This is a genomic window from Streptomyces sp. NPDC098101, assembly GCF_044760185.1.
In the GTDB taxonomy this organism is placed as follows: domain Bacteria; phylum Actinomycetota; class Actinomycetes; order Streptomycetales; family Streptomycetaceae; genus Streptomyces.
Genome location: NZ_JBIWAS010000001.1, coordinates 1,086,742 through 1,108,404, shown reverse-complemented (window position 1 = coordinate 1,108,404; position 21,663 = coordinate 1,086,742). Strand labels below are relative to the sequence as shown.

The following is a 21,663-nucleotide window of genomic DNA, read 5'->3' as shown; positions in this document are numbered from 1 at the left end:
GATCAGGCGGTGTTCATGCCTCTTCGGTTTGCCTCGTCGTAGGGGCGCCCCGAGGAGGCAATTCGGAGGGCGCCCACGGTGAGCGGTCCTGTGATGTCCACGGCCGCCCCGACGTTGCCCATCAAGCGTCCTCTCTTTCCGCACTCTTGGAACCAGAGAAGACCCTATGCGTGCCGAGGCTCGGACGATATTGTCAGGGTGCCGGGCAGGCCGGTCCGGGACCCGATCTCCCGGGGGCTCAAAGGCAGTCGCGGGGCGACTGGTGGGTACTCCGGCGGACCGGTGACGGCCGAAGAGGCGGAGCGACCGGCGACGAGCAGGCCGGTGGCGCCGGCGATCAGCCACGGTCGGTGTCGGCGGCGGAGCGGGACGCGCCGCACCGGCCGCCGCCAAGAGGAGGTGCGAAACTGTCCTCCCCGGTGACGCGCCGAAAGCCGGAAACATGGCCGAGCGTGCCCCTCTCCAGCTCCAGGTCCTCATCGGCAACAGCCAGTGCCTCCGTCACGTAGCCGAGAGACGGAATGACGACCGTTCCCCGAACGCATTCGAGTTCCTGGACTCCCTCGGCGTAGGTGTCCCGCAGGATGGCCCTCAGAACCCGGAAGGTGTTCGCCTGGTTCCCTCGGCCAACGCCATCGCTCTCCACCTCGTCCAGGAACCGCTCTGTCACCATCGGCGTGACCGAGTTCGGCTTCCGCGCTCCCAGCCACGGAACGATGTGCACGTTGATCGAGCCGTCGACGTGCCAGCCGATGGAGTAATGCGTCAGCTGACCCGGCTCGCGGCGGGCCGCCACCATCGACGGCGCCGTGGCCTTCTTCTCCACACGCAGCTGTGTGAGGCGCTCGATTGCCTCGTCCCGCGCGCCATGACCGGACTCCTCGCACTGCCTGAGCGGGTGGGCTTGGCCCAGCCGCAGTCCTTGAGGAAGGACCCTGTACCACGGGCGAGCTGTCGAGCCATGTACGCGCCACCCGTGTGCTCGGGCACTACCCCCGGAGTCGCGGTCGTCACGGCCATGACGGAAGACGGCCCGGTCGGCATGGCCGTCGGCACCTTCACGTCTATCTCGCTGGATCCGCCGCTGGTGGGCTTCTTCCCCGACCGCGACTCCTCCACCTGGGCGAGGATCCGCACTGCGGGCGCCTTCTGCGCCAACGTCCTCGGCGAGGACCACCAGGACGTCTGTCGGGTCTTTGCCTCCCGCGGCGTCGACCGCTTCGGCGCCGTCGACCGGGTGCCCGGACCAACCAGCTCCCCCGTGCTGACCGACGCGATCGCCTGGGCCGACTGCGCACTCGTCGATGACCACCCGGTCGGCGACCACCGGCTCGCCGTCGGGCGCGTCACCGGCCTCTCCCTGCACGACGGCGAGCACGCCCGGCGCCCCTCGTCTTCCACTACGGACTGGACCCTGCACTACAACAAGACGGGCGAGGGACATCCCGTCGTCCTCCTTCACGGCAGCGGGCCCGGCGCCACCGGCTGGAGCAACTTCTCCCCCAATATCCCGGCCCTCGCCAAGCGGTACCGGGTGATCGCCGTGGACATGCCCGGCTGGGGCGCGTCCGACACCGTCACGGCGGGGAACGCGACCACGCCGCCGCGGCGGTTCAGCTCCTGGGCGCCCTCGGCATCGAGAAGGCCGCCTTCGTCGGCAACTCCATGGGCGGCATGACCGCACTGCGCCTGGCCGCCCTCCACCCCGACCGCTTCTCCCACCTCGTCACCATGGGCGCTCCGGCCGGCAGGGGCGGCCCCGGGCTGTTCGGCCTCGGCGACGGTCCCAGTGAGGGAATCAAGATCCTCATCCCCGGTTACGCCGACCCGTCCGAGGCCACCATGGCCGAGCTGGTCGACGTCATGACCTTCCACACCGGCCCGGACCGCGAGGCACTGGCCCACGCTCGGGCCGCCGCCCGGTCACGGCCCGCCCACCTGAAGAACTTCCTGGAGCACCTCCGGCGGACCAGGCAGCTCGGCAGCTCGGCCACCGACGCGGAGATCGCCCGGATCACCGCGCCCGGCCTGATCGTCCACGGCCGCGACGACCGAGTGGTGCACTTCGAGAACTCCCTGCGCCTGGTCTCCACGATCCGCGACTCCCCCGGTGCTCTTCAACCGCTGCGGTCACTAGGCCCAACTGGAGCACCCCGCCGAGTTCAACCGACTGGTCGCCGAGTTCATCGCCCACCACTGATCACCACCGATACCCCCACGACCGAGGTTTCCACTCCATGCACGAGGTGAACGAACCCATCGAGGAACTCGCCGCCCGGTTCGAGCAGCAGGCCCTCTAGGACGACGAAGCCGGCCGACTGACGGACGAGACCGTGGCGCTCATGCGCTCCGCCGGTGTCGTACGACTTTTGCAGCCGCGCGAGTTCGGCAGTTACGAGGCGACACCCGGTGAGTTCTACCGGACGGTAACGGCGCTGGCCGCCCGCAATCCGACCCCCAGTTGGGGGCGGCGTGGTCGGCATCCACCCCTGGGAGCCAGCCTTCTCCGACCCGAGGCTCCAGCGGGAGCTCTGGGGAGAGAACGGCGAGAAGGCGGACACCTGGATCTCCTCGCCGTACGCGCCCAACGGCCGGGCCAGGAAGGTGGACGGCGGCTTCCTCCTCTCCGGGCGCTGGCCCTTCGGCTCCGGCAGCGACCACTGCGACTGGGCCGTCCTGGGCGGCATCGTCACCATGCCCCGGGCATGCGGCACTTCGTCCTGCCCCGCGCGGACTACGAGATCCTGCCCGACAGTTGTCGGGTCGTCGGCCTCGCCGGCACCGGCAGCAAGGACACCGTCGTCGAGGACGCCTCCGTCCCGGACCACCGCGCCCTGAACGCCCATGAGGTCAGTGAAGGCATCCTCACCGAGCGCAACCGGCCCGGGAACCCGTTGTACACGATGCCGTTCGGCGTCATGTTCTCCAGCGCGATCAGCGCCGTCACCCTCGGCATCGCCGAGGGCGCGCTCGCCGCGTTCCTGGCCTACACCCGTCAGCGCATCACCATCGTCGGCAGCCGCGCCGCCGAGGACCCGCACCAGCTCACCGGTCCGGGAGAAGCCGCGGCCGACCTGGACGCCAGCCGCACCCACCTGCTGGCCACTACGGACCGGATGTACGAGGACGTCCTCACGGGCCGGGCCATCGGCATCGAGGCCCGGACCGAGGCCCGGCGCAACCAGGTCCGCGCCTCCCGCCGCGCGACCGACGTCGTCGACGCCCTCTTCCGCCGCGCCGGCGGGGGCTCCCTCCGCCTCGACCAACCCCTCCAGCGCCACTGGCGCGACGTCCACGCCGCGATGAACCACCTGTGCAACGTCGCCGACAGCGTCTACGAGGGCTGGTCCCGCGACCAGTTCGGTCTGCCGGTCGGCATCCGCGTCCTGGTCTGCCCCCTCCACCGAACACTCCTACCGCGACCTACCGCACCGGTGGCGGCGGGAGTCCCGGCACGACCCCGGCCCCGCCCCTGGCCGGGGTCGTTGTCATTACCCGGACAGCACGGACACCGCAAGCCGCACCGATCGACGGCAGCGTCAGGACACGGGACGAAACAATGCCAGCCGGTGTAAGCCGTTCCCATGACGGCTCCTGGCGACCTGTACCGGGCGGACCTTGAACCGGGTTTCACCAAAGCTCGCACCTATGCCCTCACGGGCAGCGCGGGGAACACGACCACCGAGCCGTCCTTATTGCGAGCGATGTCGATCGCCACGTCTGTCATACGGCTATTGACCGTGACGCCATCGCCCAGCTGGTGAATCCGGTGTGCCGCGCGCATCAGACGATCGACTTCCCCGGTCGTGAAGACGGGCCGCAAACCGTTCGGACGTGCCAGCTCCAGCGCCGCCAGGCGTACCAGGACGTCGGCGATGTCCGACTCCAGTTCATCGAGGCGCTGCTGGTCGCGCTTGAGTACGCGGGTGAAGTTCTCGAACAAGTTGCCAGGGTTGCTCTGCGCGTGCTCGACGGCCTGGAGGACGTTGACACGTCGTTTCAGCGCGATGGCCAGGGCAGCGAGTTCGAGGTGGGCACGGAACGTACCACCATGGTCGTCCACGCCGGGGAACGCCCCGGTCAGCGTCCCGATCTCGACGGGCTGGCCGTCGGGCAGCTTGTCGAGTGCGTTCTGCCACCGGGCAAGGCGGTGGTCGGCATGGCCCAGTGCCGTATTGATGGCGTGCACTGCCGAGTCGAGTCCCATCGAGAGACCGAGCTTGCCTTGATCGAGCAGGATGGCGGTTGCTTTGTCGATGGCATCACGGCAGCCGTCAAGTTCACTCCGCTCGTCTTCGATCTTCTGCTCGCGCAGTTGCTCCAGCAGTTCCGTGATGTGCTCGATGGCCTCCTGACGCTTGGCATCGGCATGTGCACTCACCCCGACCGCCACGGCCATGAGCATGAGCGGCGCGGCTACGGTAAGCGCAGCGCTGCCGCCAACCGCGATGCCGGCTGTCGCACCTGCTCCACCGGCTGCGCCCGCTGTGGCTACTTTGTTGACGGGCACGAACGTTGCACCGGCGACGATTCCGGTCGAGTTCACGAGTGCGCCGTGGATGCCGCCAGCCACCTCCTTCGACGCCATCGGGCGAACGATGCCCTGACCGAACTGTGCGGCGACCTTCGCCGGAACCACCATGCGATACAGTCCTTCGCCGGCAGTGGCCGCCGAGGAACTCCGTGCCGACTGCGTGACGAGCTGCGACAGGTGTTGCGCCAGGGGACTCACGGCATCGAGCGAAATGCCTCGGACACGGTCAAGCTGATCGGGCAGCGGGTGCATCTCAAGTGTGGCGATCGGCTCGTCGGCAAGGACAGCCAGCACATTGCGCAGCTCAGCCAAGCGCTCAGCCGTCATCGGCCCGTCTCCGGTCACTGCGGGCACCCGGACGTCACTGGTTGCCAGTGTCCACACCGGCACGGTTGTCTTCTTGCGATAGTCGATCATCGTCTCCCCTGTTTCCCCGCACCGGCCTACGGCTGACATCCGGCGAGAACAGTGGACCCACGTCCTCCCCGATCACAGTACCCAGACGTCACTCGGCACAACGGCTCGTCCCGGACATCTATGCTGCGGTCCGCTCACCGCCGGTCATGGTGAAAGGCGACGAAACCGGGGGCGCCGACTCAGTGAGCTCTTTCCAAGATGCCGGTGATGACAGCGAGTTGGACGGGCCTGCGCAACGGCGAAGCTCCTGGTAGACGGGTTCTCGACCAAGATCACCCGTGTCTGCCAGGAGCTTCGCGTGCTTGTCTATCCGTCGGCGATTGATCTGTCCAGCCGCACTCTGCGGTTCCTGACCGGGCGACTGAAGGCCAGGCGGCAGGAGATCGGTACGCGTTGGCGGCGCCTTCCCGCCTCGCGACAGGCCATGCTTGCCCTGGCTCACCTGCGATGCGGTGACACCTACGCCCAGCCGGCCGCCGGGTTCGGCGTCGGGATCGCGACCGTCTACCGCTACATACGCGAAGCCGCCGAGGCCCTGGCAAGCCTTGTGCCGTCCCTGGCCGGGGCGATGCGGACGATCCGGGAGAAGGCGTTCGTCATCCTCGACGGCACCCTGCTGCCGATCGACCGCATCACCGCCGACACCCCCTATTACTCCGGGAAGCACAAGCGCCATGGCATGAACGTGCAGGTCCTCACCGATCCGTTCGGACGGCTGCTCTGGGTCTCGCCGACTCTGCCCGGCTCGACTCACGACCTGACCGCCGCGCGACACCACGGGATCGTCGAAGCCCTCGCCGAAGCAGGCCTCAGATGCTGGGCGGACAAGGCGTCCCAAGGCGCCGGCAACTCCGTCCGCGTACCGTTTCGGGGCCGGCGCCTCAAGCGGTGGAAGCGCCGCCACAACATCACCCACGCCAAGATCCGCTGCCTCGGCGAGCAGGCCAGCACCACCCGCATCACAGCAATCGTCCAGGCCGTCCTCGTCCTTCACCACGCGACAGCGTGAGGTTGGAAAAGGCTCAGTGTCCGCTTGGCGCCAGGCCCCGCGACTCCGCGCCACCAGCCCGTGTTTACGCTTCTCCAACACTTTCCGCGGCGGCTTGGCCGTGCCACCGCTCTCCGTCGGCAGACGGTATCCACCGGGCCTCAGCAGCCAGGCAAGTGACGGTGGTTTTGACGGGGATGCTGCGCGGTGGCGCCCTCACCCCTCATAGGAGGTCTTCAATTGGAGCGCGAGTCCGATCTCGTTGTCACTCAGGAGCTCAATGCGGTGACAAGGGTCTAAGTATGCCGAGACGCTGCAGTTCAACGATGTGCTCTGCTGTACGCCGCGGTGCTTCACCGCCGGTCACCAGCACGCCCGCCTCGATGTTGCGTCGAGCAGCGGACTCGGTCAGATTGGCACTGCCGAGCAGGAGAGTGCGACGGTCGGCAACAGCCAGCTTGGCGTGTTGGCGCGAACGGCCCCGTTCGGCCGGGCCTCGTGCCCAGACCCACAGCAGCAGGCCGGGCACGGCCGCAAACGCTTCGGCAGGCTCTCTCCCCGAGAGCAGACCGCCCGCACCGGCCAGTGTCTCGACCACCACGTGTGTCCGGACTCCTCTCTCCGCGGCCTCTGCCAAGGCCTTCGTCAGGGCGGGGTAGGGACGGGCCGCGTACGTCATCGCCAGCAGTTCGTGCTGGGCCTCGTTGATGACCTCGACCAGTACCTGGGCTGTGGCCCGCACCGGTACCGCCGGTGTCGAAGGACCGCTCCACACGGTGCGGACACGAACCGTGTCCCTGGCCTGCCGCCGGGCGGCGACATAGCCGCGCACGTAGGCGGCCGCCTCGAAGGCGGGCACCGACTCCGACTCCATGGCGTCGTGCAGCGCTGCGAGGGCCTCAGTGGCTCCGGGTGTCCCCAGTTCGGTCAGGATCCGTTCTCTGGTGCGCCCCTGGGCGAGCAGGCCGGCCAGGTCCTTGCTGCGAGAGAGGCCGAGGACCGTAATGGCGGCCTCGGTAGCTCCTTCGAACGCAGGTCGACTCACGGCAGCAGACCGACGGGGGTCAGCACCGGATCCTTGTCCCCGGTAAGCGGAACGAGGAACCGACGGTCCAGGAAGCGGTTTCCGCGTTCGCATGTCGTCTCCGACACGAACAGACAGACATGGCACGCCGCTCCGTGAAGGAAGTCGGCCGGGTCCTGCGGCAGACGCTCGGCGCAGAGGGGGTCGGCCGAACAGTGGCAGGCGCCGGTCAGGGCACGACGCACGATCCGGTCGAACTCCCGTTCTTCGGCCAGGGACACCAGGCCCCCCAGAGTGCCCTCGGAGTCCGGGACGGCAGTGTAGATGAGGATGCCCGTCCTCGGATTCTGTTCGTCCCCCGCGTAGATCCGCTCGGCGAGCGAGGCGGAGTTGTAGCCGCACTCCAGGGCGATGGTGCGGATCAGCAGGTGGGAGAGGGTGTGCAGAGCGATGTATCGTGCTCCGGGCCAGCCATGGTAAGGGTCGAAGTCACTGGTCTTGCGGTCCGACTTCCGGTTGGCGCGGAACCGCGCGTACGCCTGTCTGTGCGCCTCCATCTGCGGCGACTTCTCCATGCGTGCGGTCCACTCGGCCATCAGACCGTCCCGCACGCGCAGGAAGACTCCCTCACCGCGCACCTCGCTGGCGGGTACCCAGTTCCGAACCCCGCGGGACAGCTCGACGCGCGTGGCGATCTCCGGTGATTCGGGGTCGGGCGCGTCGAGCCGGGTGAATCCGATCAGTGCCCGCGCCTCACGCAGCCGCTCGACCTGCCTGATGTCGGCGAAGAGCTCGTTCAGACGGGTCGGCACGGTCACCGGCCGGAGTGCGAAATCATCGCTGGGAGCGAGAACGGGGCCGGAGAGCGCGTCCCATTCGGGTCCGAAGAGGTCGGCCTGGACGTCGGGAGCGGAGGGAGCCGGACCCGCGGTCCCCTGCTTGCGTGCCGTGATCGCCGCGACTACCGCATCGGCGTCGAAGTCCTTGAGGAAGGTGAACTTGGGCATGCGCGCCATGAAGTCGAATTGCCCTCGGTCCTCGATCAGTTCGAGGTCAGGCCAGTGGTCGTCCAGGAGTTTGTCGATGTCTCCGCCCTGCGCCTTGGGCAGTGCGAGGGCGCTGAGGGTGAGCGGGAACCACTGGTTGGACGCACCCGCCACCATCAGGACCGGCTCCTGGTCGCAGCCGTTCGTCTCGTAGACCCCGAGATGCGGATGTCGCCCGCGGCACCGGGGCAGGTTGCTTCGGCCTCGTTCGCCCATGGCTTCGCGGATGTTGCGCTTCACACCGCAGGCGACGCATTCGATGGTGACGTTGGCGGCCTGGTTGCCGCCGTGGTCCTTCATCCGGAGCTTCGGACGCGGGGTCTTGGCGCAGGACTGCCCCCGGTGCACGTACGGGGTGTACGGGAATTCGTCGAGATGGCCGACGGTGCACACGAGGGTGAAACGGGCCGCCACGGCCAGCGGCTTGCCTCGCTTGCAGTCGTGGACGAACTTCGCCTCGTGCGGCGTCCGTGGGTTGGCATTGACGAAGGTGAACTCGCCCGAGTCGATCGCGGCCAGCACATTGCACGCGGTGCAGCGCAGCCACTGCGGGAATGGCGTGACGGGCACTCCGATCCCTTGTGCCGCCCAGCCCTTCGGGTCCGTGTCGGCGCCTTCCAGCCAGGGTGCGGCACGCAACTGCTCGATCTGGCCGCGCCCGTAGCGCTGGAGCGACCGGTTGACGGCGGCGCGCAGCCGAGGTTCGTCGATGTCGTAGTCGGTGACGCCGGAGTGGCTCCAGGAGTCGATTCCCCGGATCAGGACGGAGAAGTTGGGCAGGTCGACGAGGGCGCCGACTCCGGCGGTGAACATGAGGTGGCTGGGCCGTACGGCGCCGACCCTGCGGTTGCTGCCCTGGCTGCTCATCGTTGTGCCTTCCTGACCGGGTCGGGCGTGACGGGCCCGTACTCGTCGCTGTCCACGGTGTTCGCGGTGTCCGGGTCGGAGTCGGGGCCGGCCCCGGAAGCACCGAACGTCCAGTCGGGTCCGTCACCCGAGGGTTCTTCCAGGAAGGCACCGCCGCCGGGGAGGAGCAGGTTGATCTCGTTCTCCGTCTCGCGCATCGACATGCCGACGGTCAGTTCGGTCCACCGGGATCCGTCCGCTCGCCGCAGCAGGCCGTTCACGACGGTCGTCTTGTGCTTCTCCTTGCGGTAGGCAAGGGCCGAGCTGTTCTCGTCGCGTTTACGGCGCCATTCGTCCTTGAGCCGGTCCAGTCGTTCGCCGAGGTATTCGCGGGCCCGGTCGCCTCCCACTCGTTCCGCTCGGTCGAGAAGCCGCCGTTCGACGTCCTGGGCGAGCGGTCCGTCGAGGTCGACGTGGTGGGCATCGAGGTTGCGGGAGGATTCGTAGGTCGCGTGGCGCAGCGCGGCCACATAGGTGGCGGCTACACCGCGGTCGAGCGCGCGGCGCGTGTACGGAGTGACGGACAGGGCTTCCACCTGGCGGTAGAACGTCGCGTGGTAGTGCTCGAAGTCCTCGTAGTGGGCGAGGTCGCGGGGGCGCGACCAGTTGTAGAGGGTCACCACCAGGCCCGGGCGGGCGGCGTCGCGACCGACTCGCGAGGACGCCTGGATGTACTCGGCGGTGCTCTTGGGCTGGCCCACGACAAGCATCAGGCCGAAGCGGGAGACGTCGACGCCCACCTGCAGCATGGAGGTGGCGAGGACGACGTCGACGGCCTGTCGCGCGATCGGCGTCATGGACGCACGGGGTTCACGCTTGTCCTTCATGGCGGCGGCGTATTCGCGCAGGAAGGCCCGCCTGCGCTCCGAGGTGTCCCGCTCGGGATCGAACTCGGTCTCCAGCCGTTTCAGGGCCGCGCCGATGTCCGACGAGGAGATGCGTGAGGTCAGTTCCTGGATGCCGAGCATCCCCGCTCTGCTGACGATGCGGTCGGACAGCGTGTCCTGACCTTTGCGGCTGCCGTTGGACCGTACCCGGGTGGTGATGTCGTCGTCCATGTACCGACGCATGCCGGCGAGTTCGCGGGTCGCGTTGAAGTAGCCCACGAGGGTCATGTACGGGTCCGCCGGCCTGCCGTGGTCGTCGAAGAGCTGCTGCGCCGCGAGCAGCAGGATCTCCGCGACGCGGATCTCGGCGGCCTTGAGACGAGTGCCGTGCGCACAGACACCGAGGTAGCGGCGGCCAGGGTTCTCACGGCTGAGTTCCACCTGCCGGGAGAAGAAGGTGTCGCCGACGTCGAGCACCTGGGGAGGGAAGACGGCGACCTTGCGGCCGAAGACCCCGCGCACCTGGTCGGTGGCCCGCTTGGTGGTCGCGGTGGAGGCGACGATCTTGGGGCCGACTTCGTGCCGTCCTCCGTGCGCGTCGGTGAAGCTCCACGTGCACAGCTGGTCGACAGCCGCCTCGAAGAGGCCCACGGTGGTGCCGAGGGCTCCGGAGATCAGGTGAAGCTCGTCCTGGATGATCAGGTCCGGGGGCCGCAGGCGGGTGACGGGCTGGGCGTTGACGCCCGGCAGGTCGCCCCTGGCGTTGTGGCGGCCACCGCAGCCGGTCTTGGCGTCCAGGTCGTCGTGGCGGTAGCCGTGGCGGGGGCACAGCTCGGTGACCCTGCCGAACAACAGACCGGAGTAACCGTTCCAGGGAAGCTGGGCGAACTTGTCCACCGTCGCGATCAGCAGCGAGGGTGCCAGCCGGTAGATCTCCTCGTCGACGGTGAGCACGGGGATGCCCTCACCGAGCGCTTCGCGACGGGAGAAGGGGCAGCGGTCCTCTCCCTCGCCGCGAGGGCAGTACAGCAGGATTCTACGGCGGCCTTCGTCGTACTCCATGTTCGAGCGGGCGGTCAGCCCACTGCCGCACCAGGGGCAGGTGAGGACTTGCAGGACCCGGGCGTGTTTGTCGCTGGCGTTCTCCTTGGCTTCGGCGATCTGTTCCTTGGCCTCGTCGAACCAGTTCGGTGAGACGGAGGTACCCACCCAGAGCCCGATCCGGAAGGGGGTGGCCCCCCAGCGGCGGTCCTGCGCGAACTCCTCGCGGCGCAGGACTTCGCAGGCGCTCACCAGGGCGGCGGCTCGCTGGAACTGCTGGGCGGTCAGCAGACGCAGGGTGTAGCGCATGAGCACACCGACGCCCGCCTCACCGCTTCGGGCTTCCGCACCCGAGCCCATGGTGCCCTGGAGGCGCCTCAGGGCGAAGGCGTAGGCGGCGAGCCCGAGGTACGCCTCGGTCTTTCCACCACCGGTCGGGAAGAACAGCAGATCGACGAGGGCTTCACGGCCGGTACCACGGTGCGGGTGTCCGGGCTGGGTGAGGGAGTCGAGGTTCAGCAGGACGAAGGCGAGCTGGAAGGGACGCCAGCTGGCCGCTGCCTTGCCCTTGTTGTGCACCTCCTCACAGGCCTCCTGGTAGGAGCGGGGATCGTTCTCACGGCCGGTGCGGGCGGCTGAGACGGCCGTGTTGCGGCGCTGCAGGGCCATGGCCCGGTTGGCGAACCGGAAGGCCTGCAGGGCCGTCTCGTCGGCCACGAGCCGGTCGATGCCGAGGGTGATGCGGTCGCAGACCTCCAGCGCTTGCTCGATCGCGGTCTCGGCCGCTTCTCGCAAGTCCTCGGGGAGTGCGGCGGCGGTGCGACGCTGCTGCTCCAGCCACGTGCCGTACCCGTCGGCCAACGGGGCGAGAGCGGCGCTGAGCTCGTCCCGGCGGTCGGGCACGGCGAGCGCCGCCAGCTCGTCCATGCCCAGCTCCAGCCCCTGGAGGAGGTCCTGATCCTCGAGTGCCGGCGCGGTGGTCGCCCTGACGTCGTACTCGGGAAGCCAGACGGTGGTCAGGCGGTGTGCATTGCGCTCCCCGTCGCGGACGTGCGCGTGAACGGCGACGTTGCGGCCCGTGGCGTGGCTGAGGCTGTCCCGATAGAGCAGACGCAGCCGTCGCTCCTCCGCGTCCTCGGGTGTGTTGTCGTGGCTCGCCGGGTCGAGGGGGTCGTCGATCGGCAGGAAGACGGCCGCCTGGTCGTCGGGAAAGGCGGTGACGTCGATCTCGGTCTGGAAGAGCCAGTGCGCGTCGCGTGCGTCCGCGCTGTCCGGCTGCCTGTTCACCAGCGCCAGTTCCACTATGCGCAGGTCCTCGGCGCCCGTGCGGCCGGTGTGTCGGCGTACCTGCACGTCGAGTACGACGGCGCCGCCGTCGAGCTGAACCGTGCGGTCGGCGCCGTCGGTGACGTCGATGTCCACCAGGCGCTCGACCGGCTCGCGTGACCAGACCCTGCGCGTCGTTCCTCGCCCGGTGGCCTCGTCCGACTGGCTGTAGCGACCCCAGCGGACGGTGACACTGAGCGTGCCGACGGACGCCGGGGCGGTGAAGGACAGTCCCATGGAGGAGGCCCAGATGTGCCCGGCGACCTGGGGGGTCAGCCGGTCCTGCAGATCGCTGTCGTCGCCCTCCTGCTCGTCGCCCGACTCCCCGTCCGCGCCTTGGGCGGCCGCTCGGGCGATCCGGTCCGCGGTCATGTCCTGGGGGCGCGGGCCGAGCATGCCGACCAGGTACCGGTCACGAGGGCCGGAGGAGGCACTCGGCAGCGTTTCCGTCGCACCGTCCCAGGGACCCAGCAGATCCCTGCGGATGTAGTGCACGAGGGCGTCGCGCACCGCGTAGGAGTCCCCTGCACGGAAAGTCTGGGGAACTTCGTCGAGCGGATGCGGAACGGCTGCCTGGGCGGGCTGGGCCGACATGCGGTGGGTCCCTTCGGACAGGGCCGTAGGAGCACGGATGTGCACCGGTGGTATGACAACACGAGAAATATAGACCGTTGACTCAGTTCACACAACGAATACGGGGGTGCCGTCGCTCGCCGTCCCGCCGAGTCTCTAGGCTGGGGCCCGCTCACCACCCGACTCACTGCGCGTACACCGCCCGTCCGCGACCCGAGGACTCCCATGCCCCGTCTCGCCCTCTCCGACGACTTCGTCGCGGATCTGATCTCCCTGCAGAGACCTGTCCAGAAGGAAGTCAACGACACGATCCAGATGTTCCGGAGCCTGACCGTGCCTCAGCTCCATGCCAGCAAGGGAATACATCTGGAGAAGCTCGAGCGGGCGCGCGACCCCCGAATCCGTACGATCCGGGTCACCAAGTTCTACCGGGGCGTTCTCCTCGCCCCGGACGACGGCAGCGAGTTGTTCACCCTCCTCAGAGTGGCGCCCCATGACGAGGCGATCAACTGGGCCTGTAAGCGTGCCTATTCGGTCAACGGCGCCACCGGAGGCCTGGAAGTTCGCAATGTCGAGGCACTCGAGCAGATGGAGAGCTACTTCGAGACGAAGGCGGACCGGACCCCGGCACGGCTCTTCGCGCGCCACTCCGACACCGTGCTTCGGGACCTCGGCATCGACGAGCAGGTCATGCGACTGGCGCGCGTGTGCGTCACCGCCGACGATCTGACGGTCATGGCGCCCCCCATGATGCCTGCCGACCAGTACGAGGTGCTGGAGTACCTGGCCGCCGACTACTCGCCCCAGGACGTCTGGGAGCAGCTGATCGCCCCGCGCGGACAGACGGTGCGCACGGCGGACGACCGACCGGCAGTCACGCTCAGCGAGGCGATCCTCAACACGCCCAACAGCATCGTGGAGGTCACCGGCCCCGGTGAGCTGGAGCGGATCCTCACCGAGGACTTCGTTCGCTGGCGTGTCTTCCTGCATCCCGCCCAGCGCCGGCACGCCTACCACCCGGGCTTCAACGGACCGGCTCAGGTGACGGGCGGCCCCGGCACCGGCAAGACGGTCGTCGCCCTGCACCGGGTGCGGCACCTGTTGCGTACCGGACGCGAGGGCGACCGGGTCCTGCTCACCACCTTCACCAACGCCATGGCGGGCGCCCTGCGGGACAGCCTGGCCCTTCTGCTCGGTGATGCCGACGCGCAGCTGCTCGACCGTGTCGACGTCACGACGGTGGACTCGCTGGCTGCCCGGGTCGTACGGGAAACCAGGGGCAGCTCGCCGAAACCGCTGTCGTCGGCGGCGGAGAAGAGCGCGTGGACGCGTGCCGCCGCGCGCGAGGACCTTCCCTGGTCGGAGCGCTTCCTGTCCCAGGAGTTCCGTAACGTCGTGCTGGCTCAGGGGCTGCGGACGCCCGAGGAGTACCTGAGGTGTGTACGCAGGGGGCGCGGCACCCAGGTGGGACGGGTGCAACGGGCTCGACTGTGGCGGGTCATGGAGCGGTTCACGGAGGATCTGGCATCGCGCGACTCCGCGACGTACACCATGGTGTGCGATCAGGCCGCCCGGCTCCTGGCCGAGCAGGGACCGCGCTACCGTCACGTCGTGGTGGACGAGGCACAGGACCTCCATCCGGCCCAGTGGCGGGTGCTACGAGCCTGCGTGGCCGAGCAGACCGACGACCTGTTCCTCGTCGGCGATCCCCATCAGCGCATCTACGACTCCCGGGTCTCGCTGCGGTCCCTGGGTGTCAACGTGCGCGGACGAACGTCCCGGCTGCGCCTCAACTACCGGAGCACGGAGGAGATTCTGCGCTGGTCTGCTTCCCTCCTGGACGGTCAGCCGGTGGGCCGGCTCGGTGAGGACGACGAGGACGGCGGCGGCCGGGACTCACTACGGGGCTACCGTTCCGAACTGCACGGCCGCGTCCCGGTGGCTCGCGGCCACGGGAATCAGGACGACGAACTGCGCGCGCTGGTGGACCAGATTCGCACATGGGTCGACCAGGACGGTGTGAAGCCGTCCGAGGTGGCGGTGTGCGCCCGGTTCAACACACTGGTCGACGCGGTCATCGCCCGTCTGCGCCGGGAGGGCGTCCCCGCCGTCGCGGTGAAGGACGACCCGGGACCGTCGGTGTCGGGCGTGCGTGTGGCGACGATGCACGCCATGAAGGGGCTGGAGTTCCGCTGTGTGGCCGTCGTCGGCGTGACGTCCAACGTACTGCCGTTCGCTCCGCAGGTGACGCCGGCAGACGAGGACGCCGTACAGCACCGTTCGGATCTCCTGGCCGAGCACTGTCTGCTCTTCGTGGCCTGCACGCGGGCACGTGACGCGCTGGCGATCTCCTGGAGCGGCGAGCGGAGCCGCATGCTGGACCCGGTCACCGACTGAGTCGCACCGGGCCCTGTCCGGCGGACCGAATGACGGGTCCGCGGGACAGGGTCGCCCGCTCAGGGTGCCGTGGCCGCGGTCAGACGCGGATCTCCCGCACGACGACCGTGCGCGCCCTGCCCTGGGACGCGTCGTACGAGATCTCGCGTCCCGCTGGCTGCCAGGACAGCGCGTGGCCGAGCGGGGAGGACGGAGAAACGATGTCCGCCTCCTCGGTGGGCAGTTCGGCGATCGTGTACAGAGTGTCCTCGTCCACCTGGCCGTCGAACTCCAGACGGAGCAGCGCGCCCGGGATCACGACCTCGGGGACGGCCCCTTCCCTCCCGACGCCGACGGCGTCGAGGAAGGTCCGCAGGAAGGCGAGGCGCTTGGCGCGTCGGTCGCGCTGTTCGGCCTGGGTCTTCCTGAGGAAGACCAGCTGGGCCGCGTCCGGTCCCGCGGGGGTCTCGTAGGGAGCGTCGACCGCCGCCTGCAGTTGCTGCACTTCACGCACCAGCCGCTGGAAGGCCGCGGCGGGAATCTCCCGGACCGGCAGGGGACCCTGACCGGTCGGGGCGGACATCACCGGCCTGGCAGGGCCCGCCTGCTGTACGACAGGGGCTGCTTCGGCCTTTCGCGCGGTAGTGGGTTGCCCCCTCTCCGGCGTCACGACACGCGGTTGCGCCGGAGCAGGCGTCGTCTCTCGGGCCTGACCGCCAAGAGACTCGCGCGGGTCCGTGGCCCTGGGCGCGGGCACCGTTCCCAGGGCGGCCGCGGTGGGGGCCGACGCCCGTGTCGTGTCCCGACTCCCGGCCTCATGGCTCGACGGGTCCTGCAGTTCGGACGGCGCACCGTCACCGGCCACGGCAGCACCACCGGCCTCGACCCGGGCGACCGTGCCGGCCCGGGTCACGTGCCCCTCCTCTGCCGCGTCACCGCCGGACGCCGCGGCACCGGCCGTCTCCGGCCCGCCGAGCGCCGCGTCGGCGGCGGTACCGGAATCTTCCGGCTCCCGCCCGACCGGTTCGATGCCCAACCGTTCCAGCTCGGTCCACAGAGGGGCCAGCGCCTGCTCGCGGTCGAGGTGGAAGCGGCTGCCCCGGATCCGGACGAACGTCCAGTCGACACGTTCCAGATCACGCTGTCTGGCAGCCGCGGTGGAGGCGTCCTCGCCCTCGGCGAAGGCGTCCCCGTCGCAGGCGACCGCAAGGCGACGCGTTCCACCCTCGACGACCAGGTCGATCGTATGGCGACCCACCTTGTATGCCGGGCGGACCCGGTGCCCCCGTGCCGTCAGTTCCAGGTACACCTGCTGCTGGAACAGGCTGTCGAACGCTTCGTGCCGGACATCGGGAAGGACCTCCCCCTCGACCGCGACGATGTCCTCCTCCGCGGGGCGGGTGAGGTGATCGAGCCACCGTCGGCGCAGATCGTTCTCGTGGAACTGTTCGGCCCGCGCGCTGTGGAACACCCACACCTGGTCCTGTGCCCGCGAGGCCGCCACGTTGATGCGCTGCTCGTAGGTCTTGCCGTTGAAGCCGCCCGGGACCGCTCCGCCGGCCGTGGTGGCCGAGTTGACGAACGAGACGAACATGACGTGTCGCTCGTCGCCCTGGAAGTCCTCGGCATCCCCGACCCGGATGCGCCGTGCCTCGCGCTGTTCGTAGTCGAGGCGCTCGGCGAGCAGGTTCTCCAGCTCCGTCAGGTGCCCCTTGCTCGCACGGAGACTGACGACGCCCATGGTCTTCCCGTCGTAGGCGGGGTCCTCACAGCAGCGCACGATCGCGTCGACAAGGGCCTCGGCCTCGGCGACGTTGGTCAGCCGGGCGTTGGTACCGACGGCTTCGCCGGTCTCGACGTGCACCGTGCGGACCGGGGGCAGCCGGTCGGCGCCGTACTGCCGCAGGGGCAGCAGGCGACGGTCGTAGCAGAGGTCGTTGGAGAAGGAGATGATCTCCGGCATGCACCGGAAGTGCTCCTTGAGCATGAGCGTGCCGCGGCCCGCCGAGAGCGCTTCCGTGAGGTCGAAGAAGCTGGAGTCGGGTCCGAACAGGCTGCGGACGTCCGGCTCCAGCGTGGTGAGCAGGCGATCCCTGAGGTGGAAGTACTCGTCCTGCTTGAGGCCGACATTGGACGGACTGACCTGCTTGCTGTCGCCGACGACGACCATGCGATCGGCGAGCCAGCTCAGCAGCATGGCCTCCAGGCCGGACTGGCTGGCCTCGTCGACGATGACGACGTCGAACAGGCCCGGCCTGTCCATGGGTACGGTCTCGGCGACCTGGTGCAGAGGCATGATCCAGGCCGGCACCGCCGCCTGTGCTTTGCGCAGAGCGGCCTGCGCGTCGCGCCGATAGCGGTGCTGGTACTTGCCCTTGATACGGCGTGCGGCCTGCTGGTAGGCGCTGAGCGCCCGGGACTGGTCACCGGTGAGCAGCCCGAGGCAGCGGTGCCAGGCACGGGCAGCGGCGAGCCGTGCGAGCATGATGCGGGCCTCGTCGTCGGCCTCCGTCAGCCGCCGGCGCAGAGCTCGCTCGGCCTCGGGGTCGGTCAGCCGCTCCATGCGGTCGCGCCACGCGGACCAGGCCCAGGCCTCGGCGAGCGACGGCAGTCTGCTGTCCCACTCGCTGTCCGCGTGTGTGCTCGAGATACGGTCCGCGAGGGTCGGAAACGCCTCGCGGACACGAGTGAGAGCTACGTCCTGCTCGGCCCGCAGCCGGACGGCCTCGCGCACCTCGGCCAGCTCATCGCTGAAAGCACGATAGCCATCGGGGTCACGGTCGCGGACGGTACCGAGAGCGTGCACCACGGCGGGCGACACACCGGGTCGGTCGCCCCAGGCGCGCAGCAGTTCCTCGGCGTCCGCGATGACCTTGCGTGATTGCTCGGCGGCGCACAGAGTGGCCGACGCGCGCAGCAGGACGCGTACGGCGTTCTCGACCGACGGGTCGTGCCAGGTGGCGACCGCGAGTACCGGGGAGGTGGCCGCGGCGGTCAGCACGTCGGTGCGGGCGGCGACGACCGCGAGCAGCGCGTCCAGCGCCTCCGCGTCCTGTCGCAGTCTCGCGAGGCGCGGCCCGAGTCCCTGCCACGCGGCGACGGGCGTTCCCCACTCGGACTCCACCTGGGCCAGACGCAGTTCCAGTCGGACACGGGCGAGGACGACGGCCGATGTCGGGATGTCCTCCGGCGCCCGGCCGTCGACCCGCACGTTCTCCACGAACGCGCCGACCGTCTTCGCCAGCTTGGAGCGCATGCCGAGGGGGCCGCGCAGCTTCTGTCCCTGGCCGAGACCGTCGTGCAGTGCGGTGACCTGGGCGAGTGCCGTGGCCGGGTCGTACTGTTCCAGACCGCTGACCATGGCCGTACTCAGGACGGCGAGCGAGCCGTCGACGGCGGTCAGGGCTTCGCTGACGGCGGCCCGCCGACTGCGTGCCTGCCAGTCCTGTCCCTCGGTCACTTCCCTGAGGAGCACCGTGGCCCAATCACCGACCGCGGCCGAGAGGGCCGCGGCTCGGGCGCGGGCGGTGGAGAAGGCGTCGAGCGCCGAGGACAACCGCTGTCGTTCCCCCTCACCGAGGCTTCTCACGGCCGTGTCGTACTTCGCGCACAGCGGGTCCTGACGCGCGGCCGCGTGTGCTTCCTCGGCCGACCGTACGATGCGTACGGCCTCCTCGAAGTCGCCGGGTCCCGGCAGGTCGGAGGGGCCGGGCACCTCTGCCGCCAAAGCCTGGTGATGAGGGGTGTACGCACGGGTGGTGTGCAGCAGGCGCAGGGCCTCGTCAGTGCTCAGGGCGGGCTGTTCCTGCGGAACCGGGCCCAGCCAGTCGTACCGTCCCGCCTCTGCGGTGAGGCGCTCGGCAATCTCCTGCAGGCTGCCGCTGTAGTCACCGATCTCCGCCTCGAAGCGGTGGGTCTCCTGCTCCCGCAGCACGGCGAGGTCGCGCAGCATGGCCTGCTGAGCGGTACGGGCCTGGGCGAGCCGCGTCTGAAGGGTACGGATCTGCTTGCCCGAGGCCTTCTCGTCGTAACCCGCGTACTCCCCGAGGATCCGCTGCACGGACGCCTCCAGCTCCCGCTGGGCGGCCGTACCGTCCTCGGTGCGGCTCACGCACAGGTCTCGGACGGAGTCGGGCAGCTTGTCACGCAGCACGCGCAGGGCGCGTGAGGTGTGGCTGGTGATGAGAACCCGCTTACCCTGGGCGAGCAGGTCGGTGACCAGGTTGGCGATGGTGTGCGTCTTGCCGGTGCCGGGCGGTCCCTGGACGACGACGAGCCGATTGGCGCGCAGGCGCTCGGCGATCGTGCGCTGCTCCTCGTTGGCGGGCAGCGCGAAGTACATCTCGTCGCCGTCCTGCGCCGTCTCGTCGCCTTCCGCCGCCGCGAGGTCCGCCGCGGTCAGCACGCCGTCCCGGCCCGCGATGTAACCGAGCAGCGCGGTGGGCGGCGTGCCGGCGTCGATCTGCCGGGCGATGGCCTTGAGCGCGTCCATGGTGGAGCGGCGGCTGCGCTCACGCAGAACGAGCGCGGGAGTGAGCCCCACCTGCGGGACGTCGAGGCTGCGCGGCTTGGCGCGCTCGACGGTCGGCGCGTAACTCCCGGCACTGTGAGCGGCGTTGGTCCAGCTGCGCAGGGCGGTGTGTACGGCATCGAGGTGTTCGGGGTCGGTCACGTCCGAGGCGCCTTCCAGCACTTCGACGATCGACTCGCGCACGGTGCCCGGCACGTGCTGGGCCCCTTCGAGCATGCCTTCTTCGAGTTCCAGGCCCGGGCCGGTGGGGTCGGGTGCGGCGGTGAGCGTACCGGTGGACGGGTCGAGCCGGACGGTGGCGCGGTGAGTGATGAGATGCCGTTCCACCCGCTGTCCGGTAGTCGTCTGCCAGGTGAGCCGGCCCAGCCCGAGTACGAGTTCGTACGCCTCACCGAGGCCTGCGGCGTCCTCATGCATCTTGTGCAGTCGGTCGTACAGCTTGACCAGGGGGTCGATCTCGCGGCGCCGTTCCGCCCAGGTGAGCCATTCCTGCTCCCAGGCGGCGTACAGCTTCTCGATCTTCTCCCGCTGGGGGTGTTCGTCCAGCTCGTGGTAGGTCTTGCCGAGCGGAATGCCCTGGGACCAGTCGGGGAACTCGGGTTCGATCCGCCGACGCAGGTGGGGGGCTCGGGGCTCCTTGAAGTCACGGATCCGTGTCTCGTCCACCCAGGGCGCGAGCAGGGCGTCGGGATGCGGCGCGTCCTGGCGTTCGGGGCGGGCGACGGTCAGCCAGGCCGGGTCGTCCCCCGCGAGAGCTCCGTCGATCATCACCTCGACGCCGTCGTCGTCCGGCAACTCGTCGAACCACACGGCGCCGGCCGCCCCGTCGAGCGTGCGGACGGGGCGGGTCTTCGACTCCTCGGCCTCGGCGAGGAACCGGAAGATCTGCCGGACGCGAGCGGCGTCCAGACCGCCGGCGGAGGCCTCCGCGTCCAGCGATCGGGCGACCGGGCGGCCAGGAGCGGCCGACCGGGCCGGAGCCGCGTCGGGCGCGGCCGGGGCGGTCGTCCGTCGCCGGCCCGTGGCCGAGACGGCGTGGACGGTCCCGGCCAGGGGCTCCGTGGTGTCGTCCAGGTCCGCGAACAGTGACTCCTGCCGCTCACCGAACAGTACGGACTGGTCGAACGCCATCGGCTCAGGGCGTTCAGCGACCATCGCCGCAACGGCCGATGCCGTGCCGAACGTGACGCTCTCCCGGCCGCGGCCCGGAAAGCGGACCTCGATGTCCAGGTCATCGGCGGTACCGGCCGGGATGCTGTAGGCCCACGTGACGGAGACTCTGCGCCCCGCGCGCAGGGTGCCCTCGAGTTCACCGTCGAGCACGTCACTGCTGCGGTCCCGCACCTGGCGGCCCGTCTTGCCGTACGGTCCTCCCCGCACCAGAAGGGTGACGCCGTCGACATCGAGCGGCCCTCCGGTACCGTTGCTCAGGTACAGGGTGCAGCGCACCAGGTCGTCACCCTCCCGGTACCCCTGCCCGCCCTCGGCGTCCGCCGGTACGTAGGGCACGACGTCGTCCACCCGTACGTACAAGCCGTCGTCGTACTGGTAGACAGAACCGACCGGTCGCAGACCTTCGCCCGGCCCGCGCTCATCCTGACTCACTCGCCCACCCCACCACTGCTTCCGAGGACCATCCGGTGGCCCCTCCGGCCATCCCGCCCTGACCACCACGAGCCCGGCGGCATGACGCCCCCACCCCAAGAGCTCGACTGTGAACTGAGCACACAGCATGAGCGTATCAGCAAACCGAGGCCGCCACCCCGCCATGGCGACATCCGCACGGACGGCCACCGAAGAAGGGCCACCCGGGCCTCCGGCCGACTGTCGACGACTTCAAGCCTGGCGCCCTCACCACTCCACACACGAGTGTTGACTTAGTTCACGGGACGCACCAAGCTGTCACCCGACGCCATACGGAAAAGATCAGCAGCTCGGTACACGGACAAGTGAGCGGCTCATCGCCCCGGTTGACGGAAGAGCAGCTCATCCACGACGTCAACGAGTCCGGTCCGGCACCCACCGGCCCCACGGGAGAACGGAATCGTCACCGGTGCGCTCCTGAAACCGGGCG

At 69.4% G+C, this 21,663-nt stretch carries 9 protein-coding genes and 1 pseudogene; 4 read left to right on the top strand and 6 right to left on the bottom strand.

Going from position 1 to position 21,663, the window contains the following annotated elements; genetic code table 11:
- Positions 1-337 precede the first annotated feature (337 nt).
- Positions 338-826, bottom strand: coding sequence for a hypothetical protein (locus ACIQVI_RS04410; protein WP_403590918.1), 489 nt, complete (start codon positions 824-826; stop codon positions 338-340).
- Between ACIQVI_RS04410 and ACIQVI_RS04405 the strand changes: the two are divergent.
- Both ACIQVI_RS04405 and ACIQVI_RS04400 read left to right on the top strand, forming a co-directional pair.
- Positions 761-2,250 (top strand): annotated as a pseudogene (locus ACIQVI_RS04405) (alpha/beta fold hydrolase). The gene ACIQVI_RS04410 and the pseudogene ACIQVI_RS04405 overlap by 66 nt on opposite strands.
- 455 nt (positions 2,251-2,705) lie before the next feature.
- Complete coding sequence (locus tag ACIQVI_RS04400; RefSeq protein WP_403590915.1) at positions 2,706-3,575, top strand: acyl-CoA dehydrogenase family protein; 870 nt, start codon at positions 2,706-2,708, stop codon at positions 3,573-3,575.
- A 71-nt stretch (positions 3,576-3,646) separates the two neighbouring features.
- Here ACIQVI_RS04400 and ACIQVI_RS04395 read toward each other — a convergent pair whose 3' ends face one another.
- Positions 3,647-4,951, bottom strand: a complete 1,305-nt coding sequence (locus ACIQVI_RS04395) for a hypothetical protein (RefSeq protein WP_403590912.1) — start codon at positions 4,949-4,951, stop codon at positions 3,647-3,649.
- Positions 4,952-5,249: 298 nt separating this feature from the next.
- On the opposite strand from ACIQVI_RS04395, the gene ACIQVI_RS04390 reads away from it, so the two are divergent.
- Complete coding sequence (locus ACIQVI_RS04390) at positions 5,250-5,960, top strand: transposase family protein (RefSeq protein ID WP_403590909.1); 711 nt, start codon at positions 5,250-5,252, stop codon at positions 5,958-5,960.
- A 256-nt stretch (positions 5,961-6,216) separates the two neighbouring features.
- On the opposite strand, the gene drmC is transcribed toward ACIQVI_RS04390, so the two are convergent.
- From drmC to drmA, 3 genes are read right to left on the bottom strand one after another with little or no spacing between them, the layout of a single operon-like run.
- Entirely contained in the window at positions 6,217-6,984 is a 768-nt protein-coding gene (drmC, locus tag ACIQVI_RS04385) for a DISARM system phospholipase D-like protein DrmC (RefSeq protein ID WP_403590906.1), read from the bottom strand.
- Positions 6,981-8,876, bottom strand: a complete 1,896-nt coding sequence (gene drmB, locus ACIQVI_RS04380; RefSeq protein ID WP_403590903.1) for a DrmB family protein — start codon at positions 8,874-8,876, stop codon at positions 6,981-6,983. The genes drmC and drmB overlap by 4 nt, the downstream gene beginning before the upstream one ends.
- Positions 8,873-12,703: a DISARM system helicase DrmA gene (gene drmA / locus ACIQVI_RS04375; RefSeq protein WP_403590900.1), complete on the bottom strand. Its 3,831-nt coding sequence runs from the start codon at positions 12,701-12,703 to the stop codon at positions 8,873-8,875. Before drmA ends, drmB begins: the two co-directional genes overlap by 4 nt.
- A 204-nt stretch (positions 12,704-12,907) precedes the next feature.
- Here drmA and ACIQVI_RS04370 point away from each other — a divergent pair, with 204 nt between their 5' ends.
- Positions 12,908-15,079 (top strand): UvrD-helicase domain-containing protein, encoded by a 2,172-nt coding sequence (locus tag ACIQVI_RS04370; RefSeq protein WP_403590897.1) that lies wholly within the window; start codon positions 12,908-12,910, stop codon positions 15,077-15,079.
- Between the two features lie 79 nt (positions 15,080-15,158).
- Here the strand turns inward: ACIQVI_RS04370 and ACIQVI_RS04365 are convergent, their stop codons facing one another.
- A complete protein-coding gene (locus ACIQVI_RS04365) occupies positions 15,159-21,194 on the bottom strand; it encodes an AAA domain-containing protein (RefSeq protein WP_403590894.1) in 6,036 nt (2,011 codons plus the stop codon).
- Positions 21,195-21,663 lie beyond the last annotated feature (469 nt).

What these genes read in the sequence shown, in the direction of transcription:
- ACIQVI_RS04400 (WP_403590915.1), top strand. Translation starts at nt 2,706, where the DNA reads ATGCGGCACTTCGTCCTGCCCCGCGCGGACTACGAGATCCTGCCCGAC.
- ACIQVI_RS04395 (WP_403590912.1), bottom strand. Translation starts at nt 4,951, where the DNA reads ATGATCGACTATCGCAAGAAGACAACCGTGCCGGTGTGGACACTGGCA.
- drmB (WP_403590903.1), bottom strand. Translation starts at nt 8,876, where the DNA reads ATGAGCAGCCAGGGCAGCAACCGCAGGGTCGGCGCCGTACGGCCCAGC.
- drmA (WP_403590900.1), bottom strand. Translation starts at nt 12,703, where the DNA reads ATGTCGGCCCAGCCCGCCCAGGCAGCCGTTCCGCATCCGCTCGACGAA.
- ACIQVI_RS04370 (WP_403590897.1), top strand. Translation starts at nt 12,908, where the DNA reads ATGCCCCGTCTCGCCCTCTCCGACGACTTCGTCGCGGATCTGATCTCC.